Raw genomic sequence first — 16,124 nt, forward strand, 5'->3', positions numbered from 1 at the left:
ACGGTCACTGCTGCCCGGGAAAGTGCCGCAGGGCGCGCCAGACGATGAGCACGGCGATCGTGCCGCCGATCACGTTGGCGGCAAGTTCGGCGGCATATATCGCCTCCGCACCCCAATGCGGGCGCAGCAGCCAGCCGATCGGCAGCATGACCAGGAACACCCGCGCGCAGCTTTGCGTCAGTGCCCAGCCGGCCTTATCGACCGCGTTCAATGCGCCATTGGCGACGATCAGGAGCCCGAACCCGGCATAGCCCCAAGCAGCAATCCGCAGGTAGCTGTCGAATTCGGCAATCACTGCCGGATCTTCGGTGAAGAACCGCGCGAGCCATTCGCCCGCCGCGAACAGCACGAAGGCCAGCGCAATGCCGTAGGCGAGGCAGAAAACGCCCGCCTCCAGCATCGCGAGCCGCGCCCGGTCCGGGCGGCCCGCGCCCCAGTTCTGCCCGACGATGGCGCCGATCGAACCCGAAAGGCCGAGCAGCGGTACGACCGCGAAGCTCTGCAGCCGCCCGGCCGCGCCGAAACCCGCCACCGCCGCCTCTCCTTGCGCTGCAAGGAGCGCGGTGAGGATCGACAGGCCGATCGGATTGACCGCGTTCGAGAACGCGGCCGGCCCTGCGACCCGCAGGATTGCGCGCGCCGATTCGCCGAAGCGGGACTGGCGGATCAGGCTCGGCCTTATCGGCAGCTCGGTGCCTGCGATCAGCCACAGGGCGGTGACGATCGCCAGCGCATAGCCTGCGATCGAGGCATAGGCCGCGCCCGCCATGCCGAAGCCGGCGAACCCGAACGCGCCAGAAATCAGCAGCGGATCGAGCACCCAGTTCGCAACGGCGAACGTGAACGCGACGATTGTGGTCTTGCGCGCCTCCCCCTGGCCGCGCAGCACGCCGTTGAGCGCCATCTGCAGCAACAGTATGGGCATACCGAGCGCAAACGGCGCCATGTAGGCGCGGATCAGCGGCAGCAGCGCGTCCGACGCCTGCATGAGGCGGAACAGCGGATCGAGCAGCAGGTAGAGCGCGAGTCCCAGGATCGCGCCGAGCACGACCGCGAACACTGCACCGAAGTTCGCCCGCCGCGCCGCCTGCGCGGTATCGCCCGCGCCCAGCGCCCGGGCGATGACCGAGTTCACCCCGACCATGACGCCGACCCCGAGGCTGGAGAGCGCTATGGTGACCGGAAAGACGAAAGCGACCGCTGCCAATTCTTCGCTGCCGAGCTGGCCGATGAAATAGGCGTCGATGAGCCCGACCGACATGATCGCCGCGACCCCGATGATCATCGGCAGGGTCTGGGTCACCAAATGGCCGCGGATCGATCCGCGCGTCAGCTTGGCGCCCTCGCTCATGCGCTTGCCGATAGCGTCGGGCCGCACGATTGCAAGGCCGCCGGGCAGGCGCTTGTGCGGGGACGTCTCTCCGTGCGATAAGTGGCGCAAAGCAATCGAAGGAGAGAGTGCCCGTGGCGACGCAGCTCAAACCCCGGATGGAATGCAGCGAGGCCGAGTGGCAGGCCCGGCTCGACCTCGCCGCATGTTACCGCATCTTCGATCATTTCGGCTGGTCGGAATCGATCTACAACCACATCTCGGTGAAAGTGCCGGGGGAGGACAACGCCTTCCTGATCAACCCGTTCGGGCTGCTCTATTCGGAAGTGAGCGCGTCCAACCTGGTCAAGATCGATATCGACGGCAACGTGCTCTCGGGCAATTATCCGGTGAACAAGGCGGGCTTTACCCAGCACGCCTATTTCCACCGCCACCTCGATTGGGCGCACGCGATCTGCCACACGCACACGACCGAGGCGATGGCGGTCTCCAGCACCGAAGGGGGCCTGCTGCCGATCAGTTTTTACGCCTGCAACTTTCAGGGCCAGATCGGCTACCACGACTTCGAGGGCGTGACCGTGCGAGAGGAAGAAGGCGAGCGGCTGCTCGCCAACCTGGGCAACAAGCGCATCCTGATGCTGCGTAACCACGGCCCTGTGGTGCTCGGGCGCACTATCCACGAGATGTTCGTCCAGGCCTGGGCGCTCCAGCGCGCCTGTGAGATCCAGGTCGCGACGCTGAGCCAGGGACGGCCCATTCACGTGAGCCAGGACGTCATCAACGTCCACCAGCGCGACATCAGTCAGGCGCAGGCACCCGGTGGGCCGGGCTACGCCGACTTCGAGGCATGGAAGCGCAAGGTCGACCGGATCGACTCGAGCTGGCGCGACTGACGGACTGGACCGCGCCGAACCGGATGCCCGCGCTCATCGTCAACGACCGTCCGGTCCGGTTCGACATGGATCCAGAGACGCCGCTGCTCTGGGCGCTGCGCGACGCGGCCAATCTCACCGGCACCAAGTACGGCTGCGGTGTAGGCGACTGCCATGCCTGCACCGTCATCGTCGACGGCGAGGCGCTGCGCTCGTGCCTGATCACTTTGGCCGAGGCGGAGGGGCGCTACGTCACCACGATCGAGGGGCTCAGCCGCGACCGCTCGCATCCGGTGCAGCAGGCGCTGGTGGCCGAGCAGGCGATCCAGTGCGGCTTCTGCACGCCGGGCATCGCGATGGCGGCGGCCGCGCTGATCCAGGCCAATCCCGATCCCTCGGAAGAGGCCATCAAGCAGGCGATTCCCAATTTGTGCCGCTGCGGCGTCTATCCGCGGCTGGTCCGCGCCATTCAGCGCGCCGGCCGCGTCGCGCGCCGGGTCGAACGCATCAGCGCGGCTCCCGCGCCGGGGATCAGCGCCGAGGACGCAGCGGCGGAAGTGCCGGCGATGGCCGCGCCGGAGAGCGAGGCGCGGGAGTTGCGGGCGGTTCAGGGACTCGCGAAATCGTCGCGCCGGCGCTAACCGCTCCTGCAAAGGAGACCGGCGATGAAAGCAACCATCTGGCACAACCCGAACTGCAGCAAGTCGCGGGCGGCGCTCGAGACGCTGCGCGCGCGTGACGACATCGACCTCGAAATCGTCGACTACCTCAAGAACCCGCCGAGCCGCGACAAGCTGGCCCAGCTCTACAGCGATGCGGGGATCGCGCCGCGCGAGGGTGTCCGGACCCAGGGCACCGATGCCAAGGAGCGCGGACTGACCGAAGCCGACGACGATACCGTGCTCGACGCCATGGCCGCCGAACCCAAGCTGATCGAACGTCCGCTGGTCGAAACAGAAAAGGGTGTGCGGCTATGCCGTCCGACCGAACGGATCGAGGAAATTCTCTAGTCTAGTCGTCGTCCCCGGCGCGGCCTTCGAGCACGTCGTCTGCCTGGAGCGAGCGCCAGCCGAACACGAACACGGCGGCGCACAGCAGGCAGATCGCGGCGAAGCCGACCCACTGGTGATGGCCGTATAACCACACGCCCGCCGCCGGTGCGACGACATAGGCGGCGCCGTTGACCGAGGCGACGATGCCGCCGATCTGGCCCTGCTCGTCACGTGTCACAGCAAGCGATGAGCCCGCGGTGAACCCCGGGCGATAGAGCCCGAAGCCGAGTGAGGCGACTGCGAAGCCGAGCGCGATCGAATGCAGGTCCTGCGCCACCGAGAACCCGATGACACCGATGATGGCCAGCGCCATGCCCCACAGTGTGGAGGAGCGCGGACCCAGCTTGAGCATCGGAATCAGGCCCCATTGCGCGAGCAGCGTGGCGATCGCGCCGCACATGAGGACGAGGCCGATCGGCCCCGTGCCCGCCGAAGGATCGGCGCGCAGCCCCAGCCTGTCGAGAATGAAGAACCCGATGATGCCGAGAGTCGCTGCCTGCGCATGCCCGCCCAGCAATCCCGCGATCAGCCAGGGCCGCAGCCGCCTGTCGCGCCAGGAGAGGTCGGGGATTGCCCCGAGGCCTAGCGTGGCGGGTTCGTCCTCCCCGTCCTCCCTGCGTGAGACATTCGGATTCGAGTTCGCACTGAACGGCACGGCCACGACGTCGCCGCGCGCGGCGAACGTCGGTGCGTCGTTGGGGAGGCGCAGGCGCAACGCGACCAGCACCGCCAAGCCAACCAGCGCGAAGGCGAAGAACGGGCCGACCAGTCCAGTCGCAGGGAAGATCAGCAGCGGCGCCAGCGCCGGGCCGATCACCGTGCCGAGCCCGAAGCTGGAGGCGATCAGGGCCATGGCCTTGGTCCGCTCGGCACGCGGCGTGCGGCTCGCGACATAAGCCTGGACCGCGGGCGGCGCGGCCGAGCCGAACCCACCGTAGAGGCTGCGCGCGGCGGCGAAGAACACCAGGGTCGCCGCGGCGGAGATCGCACCGGCCAGGCCGAACATCAGCACGAGGCCGCACAGCGCGAATGAGGCGATGAAGCCGACGAGGCCGATCGCCATCATCGCTTTGCGCCCTCGCCGGTCGGAGCGGCGCGCCCAGATGGGGGCGCAGATGACCCACAACAGCGCCGACCAAGTATAAGCGATGCTGATCCACACGTCCGCCACACCCAGCGCGGTGCCGACCGAGGGCATGACCGACTGCATCGCGGTATTCCCCGCCGCCGTCACCAGCATGACGAGGAACAGCAGAACCATCCGTCCTCGCGAAATTCTCTGCGGGGCGGCTGCCTCCATTGCCTTAGGATATGGATCTCTGTCAGCCATCGCGGCTCTCGCTAGGCTCGCCGCGGAGCGCTTGCAATACGCCCGTGGATTTGCGAACGCGAACGGCGCAACCGCGAACGAGGCAGTATTTCTTGGCTCAAATGAACGAATTGGCGGTCGAACCGCGTACCCGTCTCCGCGATCGGACCGCCCGGCTGTTCGGGCAATGGGGCGTTTTCTTCCGCGGCTTCGTCGAGCATCCGCGCATGGTCGGCTCGATCATCCCGTCCTCACGCTTCACGATCCGCAAGATGCTCGGCCCGGTCAATTGGGCCGAATGCAAGCTGTTCGTGGAGTATGGGCCGGGCGTCGGCACCTTCTGCCGCCCTGTGCTCGAGCGGCTGCCGCGGGACGGCAAGCTGCTGGTGATCGACACCAATCCGCTCTACATCGACTACCTGAAGCGGACGATCACCGACGGTCGCTTCATCGCAGTCCACGGGTCGGCTGCCGACGTGAGGGAGATCGTTCGCGCGATTGGGCACGAGGAGGCGGATTACGTGCTCTCCGGCCTGCCGTTCTCGACCCTTCCGGACGGCGTCGGCCCCGCCATCGTCGCGGCGACGCACGAGGTGCTGCGGCCTGGCGGGGCATTCCTCGTCTATCAGTTCAGCGCCAAGGCGCGCGACTTCATGGCCAAGCACTTCGCGCGCATCGAGCAGGGCTTCGAGCTGTGGAACGTGCTGCCGTGCCAGCTCTTCTGGGGCTGGAAGGACGAGGCGGCCTGAGCCGCCTCGCTTCCGATCTTCCTTATTCGAAGGCTTCGCTGACCGCCTCGGCCGAGGGCCCGGCGAGCTGCTTGTAGACCGCTGCCAGCACGCCCACGATCAGCACGCTCCAGATGGCGGCGATAAGTCCGCTGAGCGCTCCGCCGACCAGTAGCCCCGCCGTGTTCTGTCCGAGCATGGCGACGAACAGGCCGGAGATCATGCTGATGACGATCCCGACCACGACCACGCCGATGCCCAGGAGCAGGTAGAACCCAAACAGTCGCAGGCTGTTACCCTTGGTCAGGCGCCATGAATTGCGTAACGCCGTGATCGGGTTGAGGTTGGCGCCGATCACCATCTCTGGCGAGACGAGCGAGAACTTCACCATCACATAGGCAAAGATCACGAAGGCCAGCAGGCCCACGAGTACGCCCGCCGCGGGGCCGCCCAGCGCGGCAGCGACGCCGACGGGCACGCCGAGCACGATCGACAGGCCGAGAACGAGGATGATCTGTGCCGCGATATAGGGGATCAGCGTGACGAGTCCGGTCCTGATTGCCTCGCCGACGGTCGGCCGGCGGTCGTGCAGCAATGCCAGGAGCGACAGCGTTCCGATCGACTGGATGAGGCCCAGCAGCAAGAACCATATGCCGTTGGCCGCATAGAATGCCTGGAAGGCGGCCATCGGGTCTTCCGGATTGACCTCTGCCGGGCCGGTCATCATCTCGGGCACCAGCAGCGCCAGCGCGAGGTTGGGCAGAAATATGAAGATGCCCGCGATCACCGCGAGCAGTTCCTTGTTCGCGCCGACCATTGCGGTCGCTTCGTTCCACGCCCGTCCCATGTCGAATTTCATGGCATGTCCCCTCGTTACGGTGCCTTTGCCCTTGATAAGCCGGGCGGGGCGCGCCACGCAATCGGCAATGTCCGACAATACCCAGTCAGCAATCGAATGGCGGTGCGAGGCCGCGCCCGTGCCCTACCGCGACGCGCTGGTCGAAATGGAGGCGCGCAACCGCGCCATCGCGGCAGGCGAGGCGGGGGAACTTGTCTGGCTGCTCGAACATCCGCCGGTCTATACCGCCGGCACAAGCGCCACGGCGGACGAGATGCTCGACCCGCGCTTCGAGGTGGTCGAGGCGGGGCGCGGCGGGCGCTACACTTACCACGGACCAGGCCAGCGGATCGGCTACGTCCTGCTCGACCTGAACCGGCGCGGGAAGGACGTGCGCTGCTTCGTTCACGCGATAGAAGGCTGGGTGATCGACACGCTGGCCGACTTCGGGATCGAATCGTGGCGCGCCGACGGGCGGATCGGCATCTGGACGCGCGACATCGACGGCAGCGAAGCGAAGATCGGCGCGATCGGCGTGCGCGTGCGCCGATGGGTCACCATGCACGGCTTCGCCGTCAACCTCGCACCCGATCTGTCGCATTTCGCGGGGATCGTGCCCTGCGGCATCGCCGAGTACGGGGTTACCAGCCTTCAGCGGCTCGGCGTCGCGGTTGCGCCGGAGGAATGGGATAGGGCATTGGAGGCGCGCGCCGAGGGCTTTCTCGACGGGCTCGCGCATGCTTGCGGAGTGACAGCATGATGCACAAGACGATTGCGGTGGCGGCACTGGCGGTGCTTCTCGCCGCCTGCGACGGCGGCGCCGACAGCGGCGCAGGTGAGGGCACGGCCGAAGGCGAAGTACTCGGCGGCACGATCAGCGACGAGATGCTGCCGCTCGACACCGTCCGCTCGCAATCCCCGCCGCTGCGCACCGAGCCGACCGGCGGCGCAGCTGGGGAAGACGCGGCGGAGGAGACCGACGAAGCGCCCGATGCCCAGGCTGGTGAAGGGGATGAGGCGGATGCTGATGCTGATGTGGAGGCCGACGGTCCTCCGCAGATCCAGCTCAACCCCGCGCCAGAACCCGAAACCCCCGCCGACGAGGGGGAGGCGGACTAGGGCGTTGCCATTCCAGCTTTCGCTGGGATGATGGTGTCACGGGAGGGCGGCTGCCTGGCGAAAGCTGCCGCCCCATCCCTCACTGCCGAGTTGTCTGACCTCAAGCGGCCGCGCTTTGCTCCATCAGCGTCGAATAGTCGATGTAGCCCTCGGGCCCGCGCCCGTACCAGCTTTGCGGAACGCCCTTGTTCGGGGCGAGCTCGGCACCGGCACGGATGCGGTCGGGCAGGTCGGGGTTCGAGATGAACGGACGGCCGAAGCTGATCGCATCGGCCCGGCCCGTCTCGACGTCCGCTGCGGCCTGCGTCGCATCGTAGTCCGAATTGAGGATCAGCGGCCCCGAATAGATGCTGCGAATCAGGGGGCTCTGCTTGGGCACATCGGTGTTGCCGAACGTGCCGTCCGGTCCCGGTTCGCGCAGCTCGAGGAAGGCGATGCCGAGATCCTGTGCCACCTTGGCGGCTGCGCCGAAGGTCGCCGCCGGATCGCTGTCGTCGCAGCCCTGCGTCTCGCCGTTGGGGCTGAGGCGCAAGCCGACGCGGTCCGCGCTCCAGACATCGATCAGCGCGGTCAGAACTTCCCGCAGCAAGCGCGCGCGGTTTTCCGCGGAGCCGCCGTATTCATCCTCGCGCAGGTTGGTGGAATCGCGCAGGAACTGGTCGACCAGATAGCCATTCGCGCCATGGAGCTGGACGCCGTCGAAGCCGGCCTTCTTCGCGTTCTCGGCCGCCTTGCGATAATCCTCGACCACGCGGACGATGTCCTCGATGCTCAGCGCGCGGGCCGGTTCGTAGTCCTTGCGCCCTTCGTACGTGTGGGCATGCCCGGGCGCTGTCGTCGCGCTGGCGGAGACAGGGGGCGCGCCGTCGAGAAAGTCGGGGTGGACCAGCCGCCCCATGTGCCAGAGCTGGAGCACGATCAGCCCGCCTTCGCGGTGCACGGCATCGGTGACAGGCTTCCAGCCTTCGATCTGCTCATCGCTCCAGATGCCCGGTGCGCCCGGCCAGCCCGCCCCTTCGACGCTGATCCCCGTCGCTTCGCTGATGATCAGCCCGGCGCCTGCACGCTGGCGATAGTAGGTTGCCATCATCTCGTTCGGCACTACGCCGGGCAGTGTCGCGCGGCCGCGCGTGAGCGGCGCCATGAAAATGCGGTTCTTCGCCTGGAGGGCACCCATGGTCAGCGGTTCGAACAGATTCTCGTGCATTCGGGACACATCCTTTTTGCTGTCGCTTTCTGCCATTGGAGCTAGGGGGCGGCCATGGCGATCACAACCGAACCGGAGGGTCAGAAAAACTATCAGGCCGGCGGCTGGCACTTCGCCGCGCTGATCGGCGGCAACGTCGCGCTTGCGTTCGGCCCGTGGTTCGTGCGTCTGGCCGACACCGGCCCGGTCGCCGCCGGATTCTGGCGTATGGTGATCGCTCTGCCGGTGATCGCCTTGCTTGCCTGGCGCGCACGGTCGCCGGGTCCGCTGGACCGGCGGCTTGCGCTGCTCACCCTGACGGCGGGACTGTTGTTTGCCCTCGATCTCGCGAGTTGGCACGTGGGGATCGAACGCACGCGGCTCGGCAATGCAACCCTGTTCGGCAATTCGGGCAGCGTCATTCTGATGATCTGGGGCCTCTTTGCGCTGCGCCGGATGCCCGGCAGGCGCGAGTGGCTGGTGCTGGCTGCCACGCTCGGTGGCGCGGCGATCCTGATGGGACGCAGTTTGGAGATTTCGACAGTGACGCTCGTCGGCGACCTGTTCTGTCTGCTCGCCGGGATCTTCTACGCCTTCTACCTTATTCCCGCGCAGCGGGCTCGCTCGGGCCTGGGGCAGTGGACGGTGCTGTTGCTGGTCGGTCTCGCTTCTGCGCCTATACTACTCGCGATCGCGCTGGTGATGGGCGAACCGGTCTGGCCGGGTGCCGCCGGCTGGGCACCGGTCGTCGGACTGGCGATCTCGAGCCAAATCGTCGGCCAGGGATTACTCGTCTTCTCGCTCAAGCACTTCCCGCCGCTCGTGATCGGCGTCGCGCTGTTGACGCAGCCTGCGATCGCCGCCGCGATCGGCTGGCTCGCGTTCGGCGAAGTGCTCGGCTGGCCCGACATGACCGGCATGGCGTTCGTCGCCTGCGCGCTCCTGCTCGCAAAAGTTGCCGAGCCGCGCGCCGTCAAAGCGGTCGCCTCCGCGAAGTGAGTCTCAATCCTAAAACGCCTGCTGGAACATGGCATAGCGCGTTTCGACCTGCTCGAGGTCAGGCCCGCTGAGGGCGTGCCGGGCTTGCTCGACCAGTCTGGTGCCCTCCTCACGCAGCATCGCCTTGCGCCGGGGATTGCCGATTGGGGCGGCCGCCGTGCGCAAGGCATCGAACATTACCAGCGATGCATTGGGGCTGGTCGCCACCGCGCTGCGCATCCCGCCGAACCCACGCTGCAGGAAATGGATATAGGTGTCCGGCAAGGGATGCACCAAGCCGCTCTCCGGATGGTCCTCTGACCGCAGCCGAAGGTTCCGGCGTCCCAACTCGGCGGTCGCCGCGCCGAGCCAGTGGATCGCCGTGATGGCCGTAAAGGGATCGTTGATGCCCGGCGAGAGCGCGCGCAGCCCGATCTCGACGAGTTCGTCGATCAAGAACTGCGGATCCTGTGTCGGCGTGCGGCTGGGGCCGAGCGTGAAAGCCTTGCGCGTCCGCTTCTCGAACTCGTCATTCGCTGTACCTTCGCACAGTCGCACCATGGCCATGCCGGGATGGACGAAGTCCCCCGTCCGAACTTCCAGCGCTATCTTGCAGCCCGTGTCCTTGGCGATCCGTTCGAGCTCCTCGAAGTCGATGAGTTGGACATACCCGGTGACTTCGGTCGGCAAAGGCTGACCTTCCGGCGCGGGTTCCAGTTCTCCGCCGTTGGCGTCTTGCGGATAGTTGTCGCGGATATCCTCAAGCAGGCGCCGGCCAATCCCTTCGAGTACCGAATTGATCCGGATGCTCGCTGGCACATGGTTCAGGAAGTAGACCAATACCGCGACAGACAGCGCCATCAGCAGGTAAGCCCCCAGCAGGGAGATCTGCGGGACGAAGCCGGGCAGCGCGGTCGCCAGCGCCTCCTCGGCGCTGGCGGCGACTTCGTCTTCCTTGCGGATCGTGCGCAGCACCGTAATCGCGTAGACGAAGGTGCCGATGAAGGTCGCCAGGCTGAACTGGTTGCCCTTGTCTTCCATGAAATTGGTCAACAGGCGCGGCCCGTAGGTGCCGCTGGCATAAGCTACCGCCGCGATCGTGATCGAAAATACCGTCGAGGCGACGCCAATCATGGAGCCGGCGATCACGGTCAGCATGTTCGCCGCGCCGTTGGGCCTGGCGGGGGCGATCAGTTCCGAATCGTTGATGAACTCGGCCGCACCGCTGCGGTCGAGGAATACCAACGTGAATGCGAGCGCCGCTCCGAGGATTGAGAACAGCGCTGGATAGAACCAGTAGTTCGCGTTGATCCGCGTCCAGAGCCACCGGAGATCGACCGTCATGCGGCCTCAATGCTCCGGCGGGCTATAGGTTGCGGCACGGCTCAGTCGATCTTCGCCAGTTCGCGGTTAAGGAAAGTCAGCAGCAGCGCAGCCCGCTTGGCGTCCTCGGCGTGGTCTGCGCCAACCGAATGGCCGCCCTCGCGGTACTCGTGAAAATAGAACGTCTGCCCCAGTTCCTCGTGCTTGGCCGCCATCTTGCGCGCGTGGCCGGGGTGGACCCGGTCGTCGAGCGTCGAGCTGTAGTAGAACGTCGCCGGATAACCCTCGACCCTGCGCAGGTTCTGGTAGGGTGACCATTCCTTCATGAACGCCCAGTCCTCGGGCACTTCGGGGTTTCCGTACTCCGCCATCCACGAGGCGCCGGCGAGCAGCTTGTGATAGCGCTTCATGTCGTCGAGCGGTGAGCCGGAGATGACGGCCGCATAGAGATCCGGACGCTGGTTCGCCGCCGCGCCGACGAGCACGCCGCCGTTCGAGCGGCCCGAAATGCCTATCCCGTCCGCCGCCGCGAGATTGTTCGCGATCAGGTCCTCGGCGACGGCGTGCAGGTCGTCGAAGCTGTTCTGGCGCTTCTCGCGCAGAGCGTCCTCATGCCAGCGCGGCCCGTACTCCCCGCCGCCGCGGATGTTGGCGAGCACGTAGGCATGCCCTTCCTCGAGCCAGAACAGCGCCAGCGGACCGCTGCGATAGGGCTCCGCGGTGAGATATTTCGGCGTTTGCGCCGCGCGGAACCCGCCGTAGGCATGCATCAGCGTGGGCAGCGGCCCCTCGGCATTCTTCGGGCGAGCGATGTAGTAGGGCACCCTGGTGCCGTCCTTCGAGGTGGCGAAGCGCTGCTCGACCGTGAATTTCGACGCATCGAACTGCGCGGGCATCGAATCGACGACCCGCGGCTCGGCGCCCGGCGTGGCGGCATAGAGAGTCGGCGGGGTCAGCATGCCTTCGACCGCCACCAGCGCCAGATCGCTGTTCCCGCTAACCGCCGCAAGCGAGAGCGTGGAGTTATCGGGCAGCGCCATTTCCTCGGCCGTCCAGCCGTTCGGGCCCGGCGTCAGTGCGACGAGCTTGCCCGAAACGTCGTCGAGCAGCTTGATCCATAGCTTGCCTTTCGAGGCTGCGACTTCCTCCAGTGCCTGCGAGGAGCTGGGTGCGAAGACCAGCGACGGCGCGGCCTCGCCGCCGGTGGCGATGGCCGCGAGCGGCCATGACACCAACGAGCCGGCGGCGAAGGTGGTGCCCCCGTGTGCGAGCGGCGAATTGAGCTTGGCGATCACCCGGCCGCCCAGCACGTCCTGGAAATCGGCGTCCTCCGGCAACGGCAGGGCGACCGTGGCGCCGTCCTCGCGCACCAAGCTCACGCGGTTGGTCCAGAAGCTGGGCGAAACGTTGACGAAGCGCCAGCGGGTCGTGCCGTCGAGGATCGAGAAGGCGCCGGCGCTGACTGCCTCCTTCGCGGCTTCGACCAGGTGCGGCGCTTCGGCGAGGTCGGTCCCGCGCTTCCACAGGCGGATCTGCCGCGGATAACCCGAATCGGTCATGCTGTCGGCGCCGTATTCGGTGCCGACCATCAGCGTGTCCGCGTCGAACCAGGCGACGTTCGACTTCGCTGCCGGAAGGGTGAAGCCACCCTCCACGAAGGCGCGGTTCGTGACGTCGAACTCGCGCACCACGTCCGCATCGGTGCCGCCGGGGCTGAGCGACACGAGGCAGCGGGTATATTCGGGCGCCAGGCAGTTGGCGCCGTGCCAGACCCAGCTTTCACCCTCCTGCTTACCAAGCGCGTCGACGTCGATCAGCACGCGCCATTCCGGCGCGCCGGCGAGATAGCTGTCGAGCGAGGCGATGCGCCAGAGCCCGCGCGGGTTGTCCTTGTCGCGCCAGAGGTTGGTGACCTGGTCGCCCTGGATCGCGGTGGGCATCGCGATCTGCCGCTCGTCGTCGAGGATTTGCCGCGCCCAGGCCTTGGCTATCGCGTATTCGGGCTCGCCGGTCAGTTTCGCCTCAGTCTCCGCGTTCCACTCCTCGACCTGCTGGAGCGCGCGTTCGCCCTGGATCTCCTCGAGCCAAATGTAGGGATCTTCCGATGCCGCACCCTGCGCGACAAGCGCGGCGGGCAGCGAGAGGAAGGCAATCGTGAGGAAAGTCTTACGGTTCAGCAGCATCGGCACCTCTTTATAGAGGCGCGAACCATAACCATTTCAGCGCTCGATCAAAGGGGCAACGGGAGAGTTAAACCTTCCCCAAGTCACCCTTGCCGATAGTGCCGCTCGCCATCTCCAGCATGCGGTCGAGGCTCTGCTTGGCCTTGAGGCGCAGGCCTTCCTCGATCTCGATGCGCGGCTCCAGGTCGCGCAGACAGGCGTAGAGCTTTTCCATCGTGTTGAGCGCCATGTAGGGGCAGATGTTGCAGCTGCAGTTGCCGTCCGCGCTGGGTGCGCCGATGAAGTTCTTTTCCGGCAGCGTCTTTTCCATCTGGTGGATGATGTGCGGCTCGGTCGCGACGATCAGCGTGTCGCCTTCGAACGTGCGCGCGAACTGGAGGATACCGCTGGTCGAACCGACGTAGTCCGCATGGTCGATGATCGTGGGCGGGCATTCGGGGTGCGCGACGACCGGCGCGCCCGGATACTGCTCCTTCAGCTTCAGCAGCTCGGTCTCGCTGAACGCCTCATGCACGATGCACACGCCGGGCCAGAGCAGCATATCGCGGTTGAACTTGCGGCTGAGATATCCGCCCAGATGCCGGTCGGGGCCGAAGATGATCGGCTGGTCCTTCGGGATCTGGCTGATGATCGTCTCGGCGGAGGAGCTGGTGACGATCACGTCCGACAGCGCCTTCACCTCGGTCGAACAGTTGATGTAGGTCAGCGCGATATGATCGGGGTGTGCCTCCCGGAAAGCCCTGAACTTCTCAGGCGGGCAGGAGTCCTCGAGGCTGCATCCAGCGTCCATGTCCGGCAACACGACGATCTTCTCGGGGCTGAGGATCTTGGCCGTGTCGGCCATGAACTTGACGCCGCAGAACACGATCACGTCGGCATCGGTCTCGGCCGCCTTGCGGCTCAGTTCGAGCGAATCCCCGACGAAATCGGCGAGGTCCTGGATGTCCGACTTCTGATAGTAGTGCGCCAGGATCACCGCGTTGCGCTCCTTGCGCAGGCGGTCGATCTCCGCGAGCAGATCGGTTCCAGTGAGGGTCTTGCTTTCGATGGACATGCCAATCTCCTGTCGCGCTGGCATATAGGAAGCGGTCGCGCCCATGTCGCGGAGTTATTCTTATGTCCCCCGATCTCAGGCTATTCGCCCGAGGTCCGACGGGACGCAACCGACCGGGGCGACGGACGTTGTTCGCCGAAGGAGGCAGTTCGGGAGAGCGGTGTGAAAGATCCAGTCTTGAAGGAAGCGGCAGGCGCGGAGCCAAGCGCGCGGATCAAGGTCAATCCGCCGGTCTTCTTCGTTTCAGCGGGGTTGATCCTGACTTTCGCGCTGTTCGGTGCGATATTCGCGGAGCGCGCCGGCACTTTGTTCGACCGGGTGCAGGACGTCATCGTGGCCGATTTCGGCTGGTTCTACATCGCCTCCGTGGCGGGGTTTCTGATCTTCGTCGTCTTCCTCATGATCAGCCGCTACGGCGATATCAAGCTGGGGCCGGACGAAAGCGAGCCCGAGTACAGCCATCTATCGTGGTTCGCGATGCTGTTCAGCGCGGGAATGGGGATCGGTCTCGTCTTCTTCGGCGTTGCCGAGCCCATCCAGCACTACGCATCCCCGCCGGTAGGCGAGAGCGGAACGGTCGATGCCGCGCGGCAGGCGATGGTGCTGACCTTCTTCCATTGGGGGTTCCATGCCTGGGGCATCTATGTCGTGGTCGGGCTGGCGCTGGCCTACTTCTCCTTCCGGCGCGGCCTGCCGCTAACGATCCGCTCGGCGCTGTTTCCGCTGATCGGGCGGCGGATCAACGGGCCGATCGGCCACGCGATCGACACGTTCGCGGTGCTGGGCACGATGTTCGGGGTGGCAACTTCGCTTGGACTCGGCGTGCTGCAGGTCAACGCCGGTTTCAGCTACCTGTTCGACCTGCCGGTGGGGACGGGCGTGCAGCTGCTGCTGATCGCGGGCATCACCGGACTCGCCACGCTATCGGTTTTCCTCGGGCTCGACAGGGGGGTGAAGCGCCTGTCCGAGCTCAACATCGTCCTTGCCGTATCGCTGCTGCTGTTCGTGCTTTTCGCCGGATCGACGGTCTTCCTGCTCGAAGCCTTCGTCCAGAACCTCGGCGCCTATCTCAGCGCCTTCGTTCAACGAACCTTCCGCATGTACGCTTACGAGCCCAACCCGTGGCTCGGCGACTGGACCTTGTTCTACTGGGGATGGTGGATCGCCTGGTCGCCCTTCGTGGGCATGTTCATCGCCCGGATCTCGCGCGGACGCACCATTCGCCAGTTCGTCGGCGGCGTGCTGTTGGTCCCGGTGCTGTTCACCTGCCTGTGGATGACCGTCTTCGGGAACACGGCCATCGGCATGGACATGAGCGGCGCTGCGCCGATCGCCGGGACGGTGGCGGACAATCTGCCGATCGCCCTGTTCGAGATGCTTTCCGAACTGCCCTTCGCAGCGATAACGTCGCTGCTCGCCACGCTTCTCGTGATCACGTTCTTCGTGACCTCGGCAGACTCGGGCGCGCTGGTGATCGACATGATCACCTCGGGGGCGGCCGAAAACCCGCCCGTCTGGCAGCGCATATTTTGGGCGGTCTGCGCGGGCGGAATCGCCGCGGTTCTACTGGTGGCGGGCGGGCTGGAGGCGCTGCAGACGGCCGCGATCGCCAGCGCCCTGCCGTTTGCGGTGGTCCTGATCTTCATCTGCTATGGCCTTCTGCGCGCACTGCAGATGGAAGCGGTGGGCACCGCCGCCGACCTCTCCCAGCCCACGGACGCACCGGCCGATCCGGAACTGGACTGGCAGCAACGCCTCGCCTCGATCACCAAGTTCTTCGGCAGGGACGAAATCGGCCGGTTCCTGAGCGGCACGGCGCGCCCGGCCCTGGAGGAGGTGGCGGCGGAACTGCGGGAGAACGGTCTCGCACCCGAACTCGCCGAAGGCGGCGACCGGATCGAACTTACCGTGCCGCACGGCGAGCGAGGCGTGTTCCGCTACACTATCCGCAGCCGCGAGTTTCTCTCCCCGAGCTTTGTCTGGGCGGAGACGCGCAAGTCGCATGAGCAGGAACGGCGCCACTACCGCGCCATGGCGCATAGCTCCGAAGGTGAGCATGCCCACGACGTGACCGGCTATACGAGCGGGCAGGTGATCCACGACCTGCTCAACCGCTACGCCCATTTCCGGCAGGCGCGGCGGCTGGCGTGAG

The 16,124-nt window shown here is 66.2% G+C and carries 15 protein-coding genes; 8 read left to right on the top strand and 7 right to left on the bottom strand.

The window, feature by feature from the left end; genetic code table 11:
- Nucleotides 1-4 precede the first annotated feature (4 nt).
- Nucleotides 5-1,351: an MATE family efflux transporter gene (locus AC3A5N_RS09060; protein WP_487736995.1), complete on the bottom strand. Its 1,347-nt coding sequence runs from the start codon at nt 1,349-1,351 to the stop codon at nt 5-7.
- Between the two features lie 113 nt (nt 1,352-1,464).
- Between AC3A5N_RS09060 and AC3A5N_RS09065 the strand changes: the two genes are divergently transcribed.
- Genes AC3A5N_RS09065 through arsC form a run of 3 tightly spaced genes read left to right on the top strand, consistent with a single transcriptional unit; the run spans nt 1,465 to nt 3,212 of the window.
- Nucleotides 1,465-2,223 carry a class II aldolase/adducin family protein gene (locus AC3A5N_RS09065; RefSeq protein ID WP_487736996.1) on the top strand — a complete coding sequence of 253 codons (759 nt, stop codon included), beginning with the start codon at nt 1,465-1,467 and terminating at the stop codon, nt 2,221-2,223.
- A gap of 23 nt (nt 2,224-2,246) precedes the next feature.
- The gene (locus AC3A5N_RS09070; RefSeq protein ID WP_487736997.1) at nt 2,247-2,843 is read left to right on the top strand and encodes a (2Fe-2S)-binding protein; all 597 of its coding nucleotides are present in this window, start codon (nt 2,247-2,249) and stop codon (nt 2,841-2,843) included.
- Between the two features lie 24 nt (nt 2,844-2,867).
- On the top strand, nt 2,868-3,212 hold the full coding sequence (gene arsC, locus AC3A5N_RS09075; protein ID WP_487736998.1) for an arsenate reductase (glutaredoxin): 345 nt from the start codon (nt 2,868-2,870) through the stop codon (nt 3,210-3,212).
- 1 nt (nt 3,213) lies between these two features.
- Here the strand turns inward: arsC and AC3A5N_RS09080 are convergent, their stop codons facing one another.
- Complete coding sequence (locus AC3A5N_RS09080) at nt 3,214-4,584, bottom strand: MFS transporter (protein WP_487736999.1); 1,371 nt, start codon at nt 4,582-4,584, stop codon at nt 3,214-3,216.
- 101 nt (nt 4,585-4,685) lie between these two features.
- Here AC3A5N_RS09080 and AC3A5N_RS09085 point away from each other — a divergent pair, with 101 nt between their 5' ends.
- Nucleotides 4,686-5,312 carry a class I SAM-dependent methyltransferase gene (locus AC3A5N_RS09085; RefSeq protein ID WP_487737000.1) on the top strand — a complete coding sequence of 209 codons (627 nt, stop codon included), beginning with the start codon at nt 4,686-4,688 and terminating at the stop codon, nt 5,310-5,312.
- Between the two features lie 22 nt (nt 5,313-5,334).
- On the opposite strand, the gene AC3A5N_RS09090 is transcribed toward AC3A5N_RS09085, so the two are convergent.
- Nucleotides 5,335-6,150: a DUF7847 domain-containing protein gene (locus tag AC3A5N_RS09090; RefSeq protein ID WP_487737001.1), complete on the bottom strand. Its 816-nt coding sequence runs from the start codon at nt 6,148-6,150 to the stop codon at nt 5,335-5,337.
- A gap of 67 nt (nt 6,151-6,217) precedes the next feature.
- Here AC3A5N_RS09090 and lipB point away from each other — a divergent pair, with 67 nt between their 5' ends.
- Nucleotides 6,218-6,889, top strand: a complete 672-nt coding sequence (gene lipB, locus AC3A5N_RS09095) for a lipoyl(octanoyl) transferase LipB (protein ID WP_487737002.1) — start codon at nt 6,218-6,220, stop codon at nt 6,887-6,889.
- On the top strand, nt 6,886-7,248 hold the full coding sequence (locus tag AC3A5N_RS09100; RefSeq protein ID WP_487737003.1) for a hypothetical protein: 363 nt from the start codon (nt 6,886-6,888) through the stop codon (nt 7,246-7,248). Before lipB ends, AC3A5N_RS09100 begins: the two co-directional genes overlap by 4 nt.
- A 100-nt stretch (nt 7,249-7,348) precedes the next feature.
- On the opposite strand, the gene AC3A5N_RS09105 is transcribed toward AC3A5N_RS09100, so the two are convergent.
- Nucleotides 7,349-8,455: an alkene reductase gene (locus AC3A5N_RS09105; RefSeq protein ID WP_487737004.1), complete on the bottom strand. Its 1,107-nt coding sequence runs from the start codon at nt 8,453-8,455 to the stop codon at nt 7,349-7,351.
- A gap of 54 nt (nt 8,456-8,509) precedes the next feature.
- Here AC3A5N_RS09105 and AC3A5N_RS09110 point away from each other — a divergent pair, with 54 nt between their 5' ends.
- On the top strand, nt 8,510-9,433 hold the full coding sequence (locus AC3A5N_RS09110) for a DMT family transporter (protein WP_487737005.1): 924 nt from the start codon (nt 8,510-8,512) through the stop codon (nt 9,431-9,433).
- Between the two features lie 9 nt (nt 9,434-9,442).
- Here the strand turns inward: AC3A5N_RS09110 and AC3A5N_RS09115 are convergent, their stop codons facing one another.
- From AC3A5N_RS09115 to nadA, 3 genes are all read right to left on the bottom strand, one after another.
- Nucleotides 9,443-10,756, bottom strand: coding sequence for a DUF2254 domain-containing protein (locus AC3A5N_RS09115; protein WP_487737006.1), 1,314 nt, complete (start codon nt 10,754-10,756; stop codon nt 9,443-9,445).
- Between the two features lie 41 nt (nt 10,757-10,797).
- Nucleotides 10,798-12,918, bottom strand: coding sequence for a prolyl oligopeptidase family serine peptidase (locus tag AC3A5N_RS09120; RefSeq protein ID WP_487737007.1), 2,121 nt, complete (start codon nt 12,916-12,918; stop codon nt 10,798-10,800).
- A 67-nt stretch (nt 12,919-12,985) separates the two neighbouring features.
- Entirely contained in the window at nt 12,986-13,972 is a 987-nt protein-coding gene (nadA, locus tag AC3A5N_RS09125; RefSeq protein ID WP_487737008.1) for a quinolinate synthase NadA, read from the bottom strand.
- A 162-nt stretch (nt 13,973-14,134) separates the two neighbouring features.
- Between nadA and AC3A5N_RS09130 the strand changes: the two genes are divergently transcribed.
- A complete protein-coding gene (locus tag AC3A5N_RS09130) occupies nt 14,135-16,123 on the top strand; it encodes a BCCT family transporter (RefSeq protein WP_487737009.1) in 1,989 nt (662 codons plus the stop codon).
- Nucleotide 16,124 lies beyond the last annotated feature (1 nt).

The organism is Pelagerythrobacter sp. Soil_C_18, assembly GCF_057657235.1.